The following is a 13297-nucleotide window of genomic DNA, read 5'->3' on the forward strand; positions in this document are numbered from 1 at the left end:
AATCAGTAGTACCTTTAAAGGGCACCAATCTTGGCTCATCAATTTTCTGACAAATATTTCTCAAATAAACTTCGAGTAATTTCTACCATCAATCAATGAAAATAATTTCGATCAATCAATCAGTAAAAATCCACACAAGTTGTTCTTCATAATCTCTTAATGATCTTTCTAACACCTCGTCAGTGCCAGAAGCTGGACTTCGATAAACTCAACAACTCCGCCATTCTGCTTCGTTCGTTTCCATCTATCTCGTCGGTATGGGTGCATTCTAGAGGATTTCAGAATCATTGCAACCCCCAATTCACTATATTTTTCACGTATGTCTTTTTTTTCTACAAAAATTACTAAAAAATCGCTTTTTTATCTAATTTTTAAGCGTTTTTATGCAATAAACCCACTAAACACTTCATTTTATTTTTATAACTGAAAATTCATTTAGACCTAAAAACTATCACAATAATATTTAAAACAGTATTTTTAGCCTTTTGATATTGAAATCTTGTCTTTTATTTAAATTAGCTCGTCAAAAGAAAACCAAAATTCCCCTACCTTGCCCAACAAACCGATCTAAATCCTAGACTCCTCAATTGATGAGTTATTTTTGACGTAAAAAGCTTTTATAAAAGCCTATTCTTAGGCTGCTATATAGAAGAGGTATTCATTTTTAGTTTTCGAATCCCAAAACCATGCGTAGATCACTTATATATAGAAGATAAAGTCTGTTATTTTGCATTAAGCGACTTTTTCCTGTTGTTGCTGTCTAAGCCAGTGCTGCATAACTTCTACAATCATGTCTTTCTTGCCCTGATAATCCTCGGCAATAAAGAATAATTTCGCGCGTCGCGGTAACTGCTCTTCAATCAGGGAAAATAAAAAGTAATGCGCGGCCAGATCAAGCTGCATAAATAAAGTATAGACAGATCCATAGAGTTGCTGTTTTTGTTCGACCGGCTGGTATTCAAATAAGAACCGTAATATGCAATCGATCTGTTCATCAAAAATATCTTCTGTTGGAAAGCGATACATTCAATCACCTCTGCTTTAATTTTTTATGTTTTGCACTTTTCTTTTGGAGTCAATTGAAATGAACTCACCCTTAGAGGTCATTCACCTAAGTTCGATTTGCTGATTAATTTTAAGTTTAGTTGTTCAACAAGAAGAGTAGGCATGCAGATTTATATTTTGATTACGCAATCAGAATAAATAAAAAAGGAAGAGATCTCTCCCAAAATCTCCTCCTTAGAATTGAATCTTTACCCGATCCATTATGTCATTATTATAGTTATTCGCTTTAAAGCTTTTAAAAAGAGCCTCTTGGAAAAGAGACTTCTCAGTTGTGGAGTACTATTATTTTTACTACCCTCTAGATGCTCTAAACGAATTCTCTAGATGAATAAATCCTATACATAATAAAGATGAAAAGCAAGTGATTTGGGAAAAATTAACTCTTGTTTTCATAGGGTTTTTTTTGACTTTACTTATTTGATTTTTAAATATAGAACATCAACAAAAAAAGCAGACCGAAGCCTGCTTTTATTTCAATAACTTATCCGTTTTTTAGTCAACAAAAGTGACTTTAGCGATTGCTTTTTTACTGGCCTGAACAATCAAAGTTACGTTCTCTTTCACAGAATAGGTCGTATCTACAGTCTGCCAATCCACTTTCACTGCGCCACGGCCTAATGCATCTTTAGCTTGGGCTGCATTTTTGGTTAAGCCTGCTTCACGTAAAATCGAGGTAATAAAGATTTCACCACCAAACTCGCCACGCGAAATAGTGACTTCTGGCGTACCTTCAGGTAATTCACCTTCAGTAATGATATTGCCCGCACCTTTATGGGCATTGGCAGCCGCTTCTGCACCATGGAAACGCTCGACCAGCTCCAGCGCGAGAATCTTTTTGACTTCTTGAGGATTACGGCCTTCTGCCACTTCTTTTAACAACTGTTGAATTTCTTCAATGGTTTTGAAGCTCAGCAGATCAAAATAACGCTCAATCAATGCATCCGGCATTGAAAGCACTTTTTGGTACATCGCGCCTGGTGCATCAAATACACCAATATAGTTACCCAAAGATTTAGACATCTTGTTGACGCCATCTAAACCTTCAAGAATTGGCACTGTGATACAGACTTGTGCTTCTTGATTATAACGACCTTGTAAGGTACGCCCCATCAACAGGTTAAAGGTTTGGTCTGTACCACCCAATTCAACATCTGCTTCCAGCGCAACAGAGTCATAGCCTTGTACCAATGGGTACAAAAATTCATGAATCGCAATTGGCTGCTGGTTGTTATAACGCTTGGTGAAGTCATCACGTTCAAGCATACGCGCAACAGTTTGCTGTGATGCCAGTTGAATCAAATCAGCCGCAGTTTTTTGTGCAAACCATTCCGAGTTAAACACCACTTTGGTTTTGTTTGGATCAAGAATTTTAAATACTTGTTCTTGATATGTTTTAGCGTTCTCTAAAACCTGTTCACGTGACAATGGTGGACGTGTTGCGCTCTTACCAGTTGGATCACCGATCATCGCCGTGTAATCACCGATCAGAAACAACACTTCATGACCCAAGTCTTGGAATACTTTTAACTTATTAATGAGAACCGTGTGGCCCAAGTGCAAATCAGGTGCAGTCGGGTCAAAACCCGCTTTAATTTTTAATGGACGATTCAATTTTAATTTCTTGAGAAGGTCTTCTTCAGAAATAATTTCGTGGGTGCCTCGTTGAATGAGGGCAAGTTGTTCTTCAGCCGGCAGGAAATTTGACATCACAAAATCCAATACATCAGTTACTCAATTTGTGCGATATACTAACACTTTTTCAGCATATTGCAGGCTTAAGAATAACCATGACAGCGATCTATATTGGGGTAATGACCGGCACGAGCATGGATGGTGTCGATATTGTTGCTGCTTCTTTTGATCCACTCCAGCTTCATGCCACACTCACTTTGGCATTTGATCCTGACCTTCGGGATGAGCTGATGGCACTGACCTTGCCGGATGACAATGAAATTGACCGCATGGGCAAGGCTGATGTTGCACTGGCACAAATGATTGGTCATGGTATTAATACGTTGATTGAAAAAAATAACCTGGATAAATCCAGAATTAAGGCGATTGGCTCGCATGGCCAGACTATCCGGCATCGTCCTGAACATGGTTTTACCCTGCAAATTGGTGACCCGAACATCATTACTGAAATTACCCAGATTCCGGTGATTTCAGATTTCCGTCGTCGTGATCTGGCGGCAGGTGGTCAGGGAGCACCTTTAGTTCCGGCATTTCATCAGGATATTTTCCAGCATGACAGTATTCACCGGGTAATTTTAAATCTGGGCGGTATAGCGAATGTCAGCCTGCTGCCTGCCGGCAAGCCTGAAGAAGTTTATGGTTTTGATACTGGACCAGCCAATATCTTGATGGATGCCTGGTGTTCCCGTTATACCGGTCAGCCTTTTGATGAAAATGGTAACTGGGCAGCCTATGGCACCCCGATTCGCAGTTTGCTTGATCGCTTGCAGTCACACGAATTCTTCTCTAAAGAACCCCCAAAAAGTACCGGTCGTGAAGATTTCAATCTGGAATGGCTAGATGAACAGATTGCCGACTGGCGCAATGACCTACAATACGATGAACTGGAAGACACTCCGGAAAATGTACAGGCGACTTTATTAAAGCTCACCACCCGAGCCATTAAAAAAGCAATTTACCGCTCTGGCATGGATACCGGACAGGTTTTTGTTTGCGGTGGTGGTGCCTACAACTCACATTTACTGGAGCAGTTGCGCTGGCGCCTGCGCAAACATGAATGGAGCGTACAGACTACCGCCGATCTGGGCCTCAGTCCAACCTGGGTAGAAGCCACCGCCTTTGCCTGGCTGGCCATGCGTTTTATGAATCAACTGAATGGCAACCTACCTGCAGTCACTGGTGCCGCTGGTTATCGTGTGCTTGGTACGATTACTGCTGTTTAAATTCAGCGAATTACTATTATCTTGCATGACTATATAGCTACTCAAAAACAGTCATCAAAAAAGGTCTGCATTCATGCAGACCTTTTTCCTTTTTGAATACTCTTTATTGCATTAAATTTTTGGCATTTTCATTTCTAAAGGCACGCAAAATCTGCTGACCGGCACGACCTGTAGGACTTAAGCCCAAACGCTGCTGTTCCTGACGAATCGCCTGACGGGTTTTATCTCCAATCAGACCATCTACCGCACCAATGTCATAACCTCGATTCAATAAAAATTGCTGGATCTCACGACGTTCTGCACGAGAAGTTCCCGGATCATCAGTAGGCCATGTGGTCATAAATGAGCCTTTACCTTGCAGGCGATCGGATAAATGCGCAATCGCCAAGGCATAACTTTCTGCCGCGTTATAGCTATAAATGGCATCAAAGTTTTTAAAGACCAAAAATACTGGACCACTCGGGCCTGCAGGTGTAAGCAATCCGGCCTGAGAAGATTGCGATAAATTTCCTTGAACCAATGCCGAACCATCGGCACGAACCACCCCTTGATTGATCCAACTACTCAAGGATTTTTTATTTCTTCGACCTTCACCGGAAACCGACATGCCTTGAGGGATCTTGACTTCAAAACCCCAAGGCTGTCCGCTCTGCCAGCCACGCTTGCTTAAAAAGTTGGCAGTTGATGCGAGTGCATCCGGAATGCTCGAAACTAGATCACGTCGGCCATCACCATCAAAATCAACTGCAAGCTCATCATAAGTCGATGGCATAAACTGGGTATGACCAAATGCGCCTGCCCAGGAACCCTTTAATTGTTCTTCACGCACATCGCCACGCTGTAACAGTTTCATAGTGGTAAAAAACTCACCACGGAAATAACTCTGGCGACGACCTTCACAGCTCAAAGTTCCTAAAGCCTGTAATAAAGGATATTTCCCCGAAATATCACCAAAATTACTTTCGACACCCCATACCGCAACTACCGTTTCTGCAGGTATACCATAGGTGGCAGCAACACGATTGAGCACCTCACGATGTTGCTGTAATTTTTGCCGGCCGAGCTGAACCCGTTCTTCATCCACCAAACCAGACAGATAATCCCAAATTGGGGTAGAAAATTCAGGCTGGTAATTCAGGCGTTCAATCACTGAATAATCAGGGCTTAAGTTTTGGGTATAACGATCATAGGTACTGCCGCTTACACCTCTAGCAACAGCTTGACTGCGCAAATTGGCGAGACAGTTTTGAAAATTATTTTGGGAGGCATAATTCGGGATATTTGAACTAGAGGTCAAATCAGTCGGCGTGACACGTTGACCATTAATAATAAGTTCAGCCTGTGCCTGTGAAGCAGCCAAGACCACAGAACCAATAAAAAGTGCAAGCCGTTGCATAAGACCCTTGAGTATTTAGATTTTGAATTATGTTCCTACCTTAGCAGCTCATGATGAAAATTAAAGCGCCAATGCGTAAATTTAAATTCATAATTCCTACACTTTTAAATTCATTTTGTAATCTTTAAATTTAAACATGAGTTATCCACAAGCCTGATTTAAATTCAAATCAGCGGGATTTTTAAATTCAAATTCAAAACACTTGCAATCAGTTTTGAATTTAAAAATTACTGGGGATAACTTGTTTCAGGAAAAGCGAGTCACGATCATCAACATGCTCTAATTACACTAGTTTTCATTTTAAATTCATTTGAATAATGGGCTAATATTTTTAAATTCAGAAACTTTGAATTCATTTATCCAGTTTTAAATTTGAATTCATATTTTTGAATTTAAAAGCGCAAGTTTAAATTCAAAGCCCGATTTAAATTTGAATTTGTTTTTATGAATTTAAATTCAAAACCACTTTCCAGTTTTAAATTCAAACTTTGATTTCAGGCTTATCTACAAGTGAATATGGCAAAATTCAGCTGTAAAAAAGGTTTTATTGAATTGTTATATTTATACTCAATTGATCAGTTTGTAAGCAATTGATTTAAAAACTGATCCGACCAATGGCAGGCATTTTTAAAGAGGCGCAATCATGCCTGAAAGCAGACAAATAAAAAAGCGATCACCGAAGTGATCGCTTTTTTTATCAGCAAGTTAAAGCCTAGATGGTCATATCTTCGCTCAATGCCAATGGATTCGGTAAAATTTTCGCCAGTTGGCGGCAAAGCACAGACAATTGCGCGCTGTCATTTGGCATCAAGGTGATGTGACCAATCTTACGGCCTTCGCGCTCTGACTTGTTGTAGAGATGCAAATGCGCACCTTCCAGAGCCAGAACATCTGCAGATTTTGGATGCTGACCAATGATGTTCACCAAGACAGTTGGACGGATCACTTCAGTTGAACCTAAAGGCAAACCAGCCACCGCACGTACATGATTCTCAAATTGCGAACATACGGCGCCTTCAATCGACCAGTGCCCCGAGTTGTGCACGCGTGGTGCCATCTCGTTGGCATATAAGCCTTTGTCTGTCACAAACAGCTCAAGGGTTAGGACACCGACATAGTTCAAGTGATTCAGCAGACGAGTGATGTAATCTTGCGCCACAGGTTGCAAATCTGCGCTGTTCGGTGCAGGCACAATCGAGTGCGACAGAATGCCGTTATGATGATGATTTTCAGCCAATGGCCAGGTTTTGACATCACCATCTTGACCGCGTACTGCAATAATTGATACTTCACGTGAGAATGTGACAAAGCTTTCTGCAATCAGCTCACCTGCAGGACCCAATTCTGCCCAGGCCTGATCCATCTGATCGGTCGAACGTAAAACGAATTGGCCTTTACCATCATAACCGCCACGCGAGGTTTTCAGTACGATCGGCAAGCCCAGTTCAGCTACAGCCGCCTCTAAGCTTTCCAGTGAAGTGACCGCTTTGTACGGTGCAACCGGAATAGCCAGTTCATCAAACAAAGCTTTTTCAGACAGACGATGCTGGGCAATCGCTAAAGCCTGACGTGATGGATGCAATTGCTTGCTTTGTGTCAGTACATCGACATCTGCAAGGGGCGTGTTTTCAAATTCCAGGCTAAATACATCTGCACTGTTAATAAAGTCTTGCAGACCATTTTCAGCTTGGCTCGAAATCACCGGACCCAAAGCAGCAGAAGGGCAGTCTGTGCTGGCTTCAAAAAATGTACATTGAATATTTAATGGAAGTGCCGCTTGCGCCATCATACGACCCAGCTGACCGCCACCAAAAATACCGATGGTTTTATCCATAATCTGTGTCTCGACTTAAGCTTGGCCTGGAATATTGTTACTTGCCACTTTATCTGTTTGCGCTGCACGGAAATCTGCAACATTTTTTGCGATTTCTGGACGGGTCAAACCCAGAATTTGCGCGGCCATAATGGCAGCATTGGTGGCACCGGCAGGACCGATGGCCAAGGTACCCACCGCAATACCGGCTGGCATTTGCACAATAGACAGCAATGAATCAACACCGTTTAAAATCGAAGATTTCACCGGTACACCCAAAACTGGAAGATCAGTTTTCGCTGCACACATACCCGGTAAATGCGCTGCGCCACCTGCACCGGCAATAATTACATGAATACCACGATCACGCGCTTGCTCAGCATATTCAAACAGGCGGTCTGGAGTACGATGTGCAGAAACAACTTCGGCTTCAAATGGGACACCAAGCTGCTTGAGCATATTGGCAGTGTGTTCGAGAGTTGCCCAATCTGATTGAGAACCCATGATAATACCTACGAGAGGAGTATCTTGTGCAGCAGCCGCATTCATTGCAAATTTTCCAGAGATTAAAGTGAGAAAAAATAAATCTCGACGAGAGAGCCAAGCTTGAATAGGAGTTGCCTATTATAGACTGAAATTGATTTGGTCTAAAGTTCAGCTCAAGAATTAAAATTATCTGTTGGGAAAATGGTCAAAAATAAAACAATAATTTTGCGGCTAAAAATACAAAAATAGGACATACATCACATCAAAAAAAAGTATAACTATCAATATAAAACTTTTTTGCAATGAATAACTTAATACTAAAACCTATACATTGGCAGGGCATTTTTATGTGGTACAAACTAAAAATCTGGCTACAGAATCCCTCAGAAAACTTATGGTTGATGCCAGCTCTTGGCGCCGTCTTTGCGACCTTTTTCTCGCTATTTGCAATCGCCAGTCGCTATTTTATCCCGACCAGCACTGTTCCCAATATCAGTACTGAAACTCTGAGCAGCCTGCTAGATATTATTGCTTCCAGCATGCTGGCAGTCACCACTTTTTCCCTGTCGATTATGGTCGCAGCCTTTGCGTCTGCCTCATCCAGCGGGACACCACGTGCCTATCAGCTGATGATGAGTGATGACAATACCCGCCTTGCTATCAGCAGTTTTATCTCGGCTTTTATTTATGCTGTAATTGCCAAGATTGCGCTCGGGCTTGGCTATTATGGTCCTGCAGGTAGATTTGTACTGTTTATCAGTACCATTTTGGTATTGATGTACCTGATTTATATCCTGATTCGCTGGGTACACACCCTGTCGCAACTGGGCAACCTCACCACCACCATTCACAAAATTGAAGTCGCTGCTTCTACGGCCTTGGCGGAGTTTCGACATCAGCCGAATTTTGGTGCCACCGGACAACGTCCAGAGCAAGCAGCTGCCTTTCATGTTTTTAGTACCCAGACCGGCTATTTCACCAATTTTAATAGTGAAGGACTGGAGCAACTGGCCGTCAGCCAACAGCTGCATATCCATCTTCCCCAGCTACCCGGAAAATTTCTGGATCCGATGACGGCACTGGCAGAGGTATATAGCGACCGCGCTTTCAGCCCGGAACAGCAGCAGGAGATCCGAAACTCCATTTTGAATCATGTAATCATTGAAACCAATCGCAGCTTTTTACAGGACCCGCGTTTTGGTGTGGTGGTGATGAGCGAAGTGGGGCAGAAAGCGATGTCTCCCGCAGTGAACGATGTTGGATCAGCGATTAATGCCGTTGATGCCTTAACCCGAATCCTGATTGACAGCAAGGCCGCTGAAGATTTACCGGAGCGGGATTGTCCGCATATCAGTGTGGATATCTTTGATCTCGGGGATTTGATTTACAGTAGTTTTGCACCAATGGCCCGAGATTGTGTGGGTTGTATTGAACTCAATCAGAGAATATTGAAATGTTTAGCGATGATTCAACATAATGTACCCGAACCTGAACTAAAACAGGCTGCAGAAATAATGGCGATTGAATTAATCCAACGCTGCCTGAATAAACTAGAATTTGAACCGGATCGGCAGAAATTACTTTCTGAATTTAGAAGCCATTTCCCCCTGATTCAGCTGAGCCATTAGATCAAGTTAAGGGGTACGGAAGACAAAATAGACACATCCACACAGACATAAAGCGGCCCAGAGATAATCCAGTTTAAAAGGCTGCTTAAACATGAAGATCATAAAAGGAACGAAGACCAGTAAGGTCACGACTTCCTGGGTAATTTTCATTTGACCCACCGCTAGTCCTTGCTGCGCCAGTAATCTGGTCGCCGGAATCATCAGACTATATTCAAACAGGGCAATGGCCCAGCTGAACAAAATCGCTTGCCAGAGCGGTGCATCATGCGGCAAAAATTTTAAATGCCCATACCAGGCCAGGGTCATAAAACAGTTGGCAATTACCAGAAGAAATAAAGCCGGCAGCATTTGCATGCACTCTGCAAAAAAGTCGAAATTATTTTACGGTTTATTTGGCGAAAAGATATTGCATCGCTTTGAAATTTTCTTTGAATTTATCCGTGAAACAGGATTTAAAAAATCCCACAACAAGGCCAGAATTTTCACTATCTTTTCAGCTAAAGCCTTGCTATCGTTGCTTGCAAATTGAATAAATCATGACAACAGCACCAATATAAAGTGATGGGTCAGACAGGAACGGAGTAAAGTAGATGCATCTGCATATTTTGGGTATTTGTGGCACCTTTATGGGCTCGTTAGCGCTACTTGCACGCGATCTGGGCCACCAGGTAACAGGTTCAGACCTGAATGTGTATCCACCCATGTCGACCCAACTTGAAAATGCGGGCATCACTTTAATGCAGGGTTATGACCGCAGTCATTTACAGCCTCATCCGGATCTGGTGATCGTCGGCAATGCCATGAAGCGTGGTATTGATGCAGTCGAATATATGCTGAATGCAGGTCTGCCTTATATTTCAGGTCCGCAGTTCCTGGCTGATCATGTTCTGCAAGGTAAACACGTGCTGGGTGTCGCCGGAACACATGGTAAAACCACGACCACCACGATGCTGGCTTGGGTACTGGATCAAGCCGGTCTGGAGCCAGGTTTTCTGATTGGCGGTGTGCCATTGGGCTTTTCGGAAAGTGCGCGTCTCGGTGGTGGGAAATATTTCTGTGTCGAAGCCGATGAATACGATTCTGCTTTCTTCGACAAGCGTTCCAAGTTCGTGCATTACCATCCAAAAACCGCAATTTTAAATAACCTGGAATTTGACCATGCCGATATCTTCGATGATCTAGCCGCAATTCAAAAGCAGTTCCATCATCTAGTTCGTACCATTCCAAGTGAAGGCCGGATTATCGCGCCGATTACTGAAAGCAATATTGATGAAGTGCTGGAGCAGGGCTGCTGGACACCTGTAGTACGCACCAGTCTGGATGCCAATGAAAAAGCTGAGCTGTATGCAGAACAATTGTCAGCAGATGGTTCACATTTCAAAGTGCTGCAACAGGGCGTGGTCAAAGGCGAAGTACAATGGAATATGACTGGACAGCATTCGGTGGCCAATGCCTTGGCCACGATTGCTGCCGCTGAACATGTCGGCGTATCGATTGAAACTGCCTGTGAAGCACTATCGAATTTTGGTGGGGTGAAACGCCGTATGGAACTGTTAGGCACAGTCCGTGGTATCGAGGTTTATGATGATTTCGCCCATCATCCGACGGCGATTGATACGACCTTAGAAGGTGCGCGCAAACGTCTAGGGGAACGCAAACTCTGGGCAATTATTGAACCACGTTCCAATACCATGCGCATGGGCAGTCATAAAGATGGCTTGGCTCATTCAGCACGTCTGGCCGATGAAGTGATCTGGTATCAACCGGAAGGACTGGACTGGGATCTGCAACCGGTCATTGAGGCTGCGCCAAACAAGGCCAAAGTTGCACGCACACTGGATGACATCATTCAGACCGTGGTAGCAGAGGCAGGCGAGGGCGATGCCGTAGTAATTATGTCGAATGGTGGTTTTGGTGGTTTGCATCAGAAGCTGATTACTGTTTTACAAGCATAAAACAGATTTAAGTGAAGTGAAGAAGCCCGCCTAGCGGGCTTTTTTTAGCATATTAAAACGTTGATTGAGAAAAAGTGAACCGTTGTTCTGATCCTGCAATCCTATGATTTAAATATTGACCCAAATAGCAGATTTATCTCTGAACCCTCCCTGATGATCTTTTGTTGCAATCTGTACACAAGACTCATTGCAGCGCCATATCACTCAAGGCACAATCGAGAAGAACACAGGTATCTATAGGCCTGAAAGCCAGATCATAAATCAGCCCATCGCTGTCACTATATAAAAGCAATCGAGGCGTTCATTATTCTCGCTGAGTCAGGTCATTCTCATTCCTCATTCCTCATTCCATTAGGAGATGTGTCATGACAACGATGAAAGCGATGGTCTATTACGGCGCAAATGATATCCGCTTTGAAGACCGCCCAGTTCCCACCATTTTGCATCCCAGCGATGCCATCATTAAACTGGAAAAAGTTACCATCTGCGGTACCGACTTGGGTATCTGGAAAGGTAAAAACCCGGAAATTGAGCAGGAGGCTACGCGTAAAGAGGGCAGCTTTAAGGGACGTATTTTAGGTCACGAAGGTATTGGCATTGTGGAAGAAGTTGGTTCCGCCGTGCAAAACTTTAAAAAGGGCGACCGGGTGATTATTTCCTGTGTCAGCCGCTGCGGAACCTGTGAAAACTGCCAGAAACAGCTCTATGCCCATTGTCGCAATGAAGGCGGCTGGATCATGGGTTATATGATTGATGGCACCCATGCCGAATATGTACGCACGCCCTTTGCCGATACCTCACTCTATCATTTACCCGATGGCCTGAATCAAGATGTGGCCGTATTCCTCTCAGATATCCTGCCAACTTCACATGAAATTGGGGTGCAATATGGCGATGTCAAACCAGGCGACAATGTCGCGATTGTCGGGGCAGGGCCAATCGGCATGAGTTGTCTGCTCACCGCACAGTTTTATTCACCCGCCAATATTATTATGGTGGATATGGATGATAATCGGCTGGAATTTGCCAAGACTGTCGGCGCGACGCATATCATCAACTCTGCCAAAGAAGATGCCATTCAAAAGATTCTAGAGATTACCGATGGACGCGGGGTTGACTGTGCCATTGAAGCAGTGGGGGTGGAGCCTGCCTGGAATATTTGCCAGCATGTCGTCAAAGAGGGCGGGCATATTGCCAACGTCGGCGTACATGGTAAACCGGTGAGTTTTGAACTGAACAAACTGTGGATTAAAAACCTGACCATTACTACCGGTCTGGTGAATGCCAATACCACAGGGATGTTGCTGAAAACCTGCTGTTCCGGCAAATTGCCCCTAGAAAAACTGGCGACCCATCATTTTAAATTTGCCGATTTTGAAAAAGCCTATGATGTGTTTAAACATGCCTCCAATGAGAAGGCCTTAAAAGTCATGATTGACATGAGCTAATCTACATCAGACAAAAAAAGTCCGCCATGCGGACTTTTTTATTTTCAGCTTTGATCCATCAGATCAAAAATAGGGGACATAACCACGCTGCTTATAACCTTTTGGCGATGCCAGACTGGCCTGATTTTCTTCCAGGCGATACAGCACTTTGAGGAATTCGGCAACTCCTGACTGCTGCAAGGCATGTGGATCAAATTGCTTCAAACCTAAACGTGAAAATAAAGAAGAAATTTCACTGTGTTTATGCACATATTTCATTGACCATTCCGAGAAATGGGACTGCTCTACCATTGCATCTGCAAAACGTAAGACATTGTGATGGCGGAGATCCTGACAAATGCTCTGAAATAAACTTTCCACTACTTCAGCCTGACCTTCAAGGCACTGGAAAAATTTGCCATGGGAATAATACAACACCCCATGAATCTGATGCTGAAGGTTGAACTTCCGGGCAGTGGCTAAAATATCGCTCAAATCTTGTAACAACTCTTGTTCAGATTCTATGCGTTCACTGGCATAGCAAAGCTGTAGCATCATGCCATCTCTCTAGAGGGAAGAATTAAAAACACAATTTAATCAATAATTTTAAAT

At 43.2% G+C, this 13297-nt stretch carries 12 protein-coding genes; 5 read left to right on the forward strand and 7 right to left on the reverse strand.

Annotation, left to right across the window (positions count from 1 at the left end):
* Positions 1 to 732 precede the first annotated feature (732 nt).
* Together ACP7AK_RS13860 and tyrS are read right to left on the reverse strand one after the other, a co-directional pair.
* Positions 733 to 1026 carry a hypothetical protein gene (locus ACP7AK_RS13860; protein WP_005104912.1) on the reverse strand — a complete coding sequence of 98 codons (294 nt, stop codon included), beginning with the start codon at positions 1024 to 1026 and terminating at the stop codon, positions 733 to 735.
* A gap of 531 nt (positions 1027 to 1557) precedes the next feature.
* Positions 1558 to 2772 (reverse strand): tyrosine--tRNA ligase, encoded by a 1215-nt coding sequence (gene tyrS, locus ACP7AK_RS13865; protein ID WP_004647151.1) that lies wholly within the window; start codon positions 2770 to 2772, stop codon positions 1558 to 1560.
* A gap of 80 nt (positions 2773 to 2852) precedes the next feature.
* On the opposite strand from tyrS, the gene ACP7AK_RS13870 reads away from it, so the two are divergent.
* On the forward strand, positions 2853 to 3980 hold the full coding sequence (locus ACP7AK_RS13870) for an anhydro-N-acetylmuramic acid kinase (protein ID WP_216986459.1): 1128 nt from the start codon (positions 2853 to 2855) through the stop codon (positions 3978 to 3980).
* A 103-nt stretch (positions 3981 to 4083) separates the two neighbouring features.
* Here ACP7AK_RS13870 and ACP7AK_RS13875 read toward each other — a convergent pair whose 3' ends face one another.
* The 3 genes from ACP7AK_RS13875 to purE form a co-directional block, all read right to left on the reverse strand.
* Positions 4084 to 5376 (reverse strand): lytic murein transglycosylase, encoded by a 1293-nt coding sequence (locus ACP7AK_RS13875; RefSeq protein WP_425880134.1) that lies wholly within the window; start codon positions 5374 to 5376, stop codon positions 4084 to 4086.
* Positions 5377 to 6088: 712 nt separating this feature from the next.
* Positions 6089 to 7210 carry a 5-(carboxyamino)imidazole ribonucleotide synthase gene (locus tag ACP7AK_RS13880; protein WP_425880135.1) on the reverse strand — a complete coding sequence of 374 codons (1122 nt, stop codon included), beginning with the start codon at positions 7208 to 7210 and terminating at the stop codon, positions 6089 to 6091.
* A 15-nt stretch (positions 7211 to 7225) separates the two neighbouring features.
* Positions 7226 to 7738, reverse strand: coding sequence for a 5-(carboxyamino)imidazole ribonucleotide mutase (gene purE / locus ACP7AK_RS13885; RefSeq protein WP_005094870.1), 513 nt, complete (start codon positions 7736 to 7738; stop codon positions 7226 to 7228).
* Between the two features lie 284 nt (positions 7739 to 8022).
* On the opposite strand from purE, the gene ACP7AK_RS13890 reads away from it, so the two are divergent.
* Entirely contained in the window at positions 8023 to 9303 is a 1281-nt protein-coding gene (locus ACP7AK_RS13890) for a DUF2254 domain-containing protein (protein ID WP_005245572.1), read from the forward strand.
* A gap of 6 nt (positions 9304 to 9309) precedes the next feature.
* Here the strand turns inward: ACP7AK_RS13890 and ACP7AK_RS13895 are convergent, their stop codons facing one another.
* On the reverse strand, positions 9310 to 9651 hold the full coding sequence (locus tag ACP7AK_RS13895; protein WP_005245571.1) for a DMT family protein: 342 nt from the start codon (positions 9649 to 9651) through the stop codon (positions 9310 to 9312).
* Positions 9652 to 9655: 4 nt separating this feature from the next.
* Between ACP7AK_RS13895 and ACP7AK_RS13900 the strand changes: the two genes are divergently transcribed.
* The 3 genes from ACP7AK_RS13900 (at position 9656) to ACP7AK_RS13910 (ending at position 12706) form a co-directional block, all read left to right on the forward strand.
* A complete protein-coding gene (locus tag ACP7AK_RS13900) occupies positions 9656 to 9832 on the forward strand; it encodes a hypothetical protein (protein WP_409655296.1) in 177 nt (58 codons plus the stop codon).
* A 61-nt stretch (positions 9833 to 9893) separates the two neighbouring features.
* Positions 9894 to 11258, forward strand: a complete 1365-nt coding sequence (gene mpl / locus ACP7AK_RS13905; protein WP_005264469.1) for a UDP-N-acetylmuramate:L-alanyl-gamma-D-glutamyl-meso-diaminopimelate ligase — start codon at positions 9894 to 9896, stop codon at positions 11256 to 11258.
* A 365-nt stretch (positions 11259 to 11623) separates the two neighbouring features.
* Positions 11624 to 12706, forward strand: coding sequence for a zinc-dependent alcohol dehydrogenase family protein (locus tag ACP7AK_RS13910; protein WP_425880136.1), 1083 nt, complete (start codon positions 11624 to 11626; stop codon positions 12704 to 12706).
* 63 nt (positions 12707 to 12769) lie between these two features.
* On the opposite strand, the gene ACP7AK_RS13915 is transcribed toward ACP7AK_RS13910, so the two are convergent.
* Positions 12770 to 13243, reverse strand: a complete 474-nt coding sequence (locus tag ACP7AK_RS13915; protein WP_253138706.1) for a BLUF domain-containing protein — start codon at positions 13241 to 13243, stop codon at positions 12770 to 12772.
* Positions 13244 to 13297: the final 54 nt, after the last annotated feature.

It is taken from the genome of Acinetobacter sp. TWP2-2-3, assembly GCF_049896445.1.
Taxonomy (GTDB): domain Bacteria; phylum Pseudomonadota; class Gammaproteobacteria; order Pseudomonadales; family Moraxellaceae; genus Acinetobacter.

Bases quoted from the DNA above. Each gene is read 5' to 3' on its own strand.
- tyrS (WP_004647151.1), bottom strand. From the start codon at position 2,772: ATGTCAAATTTCCTGCCGGCTGAAGAACAACTTGCCCTCATTCAACGA.
- ACP7AK_RS13910 (WP_425880136.1), top strand. From the start codon at position 11,624: ATGACAACGATGAAAGCGATGGTCTATTACGGCGCAAATGATATCCGC.
- ACP7AK_RS13890 (WP_005245572.1), top strand. From the start codon at position 8,023: ATGTGGTACAAACTAAAAATCTGGCTACAGAATCCCTCAGAAAACTTA.
- ACP7AK_RS13880 (WP_425880135.1), bottom strand. From the start codon at position 7,210: ATGGATAAAACCATCGGTATTTTTGGTGGCGGTCAGCTGGGTCGTATG.
- mpl (WP_005264469.1), top strand. From the start codon at position 9,894: ATGCATCTGCATATTTTGGGTATTTGTGGCACCTTTATGGGCTCGTTA.
- purE (WP_005094870.1), bottom strand. From the start codon at position 7,738: ATGAATGCGGCTGCTGCACAAGATACTCCTCTCGTAGGTATTATCATG.
- ACP7AK_RS13900 (WP_409655296.1), top strand. From the start codon at position 9,656: ATGCACTCTGCAAAAAAGTCGAAATTATTTTACGGTTTATTTGGCGAA.
- ACP7AK_RS13870 (WP_216986459.1), top strand. From the start codon at position 2,853: ATGACAGCGATCTATATTGGGGTAATGACCGGCACGAGCATGGATGGT.
- ACP7AK_RS13895 (WP_005245571.1), bottom strand. From the start codon at position 9,651: ATGCTGCCGGCTTTATTTCTTCTGGTAATTGCCAACTGTTTTATGACC.
- ACP7AK_RS13860 (WP_005104912.1), bottom strand. From the start codon at position 1,026: ATGTATCGCTTTCCAACAGAAGATATTTTTGATGAACAGATCGATTGC.
- ACP7AK_RS13915 (WP_253138706.1), bottom strand. From the start codon at position 13,243: ATGATGCTACAGCTTTGCTATGCCAGTGAACGCATAGAATCTGAACAA.
- ACP7AK_RS13875 (WP_425880134.1), bottom strand. From the start codon at position 5,376: ATGCAACGGCTTGCACTTTTTATTGGTTCTGTGGTCTTGGCTGCTTCA.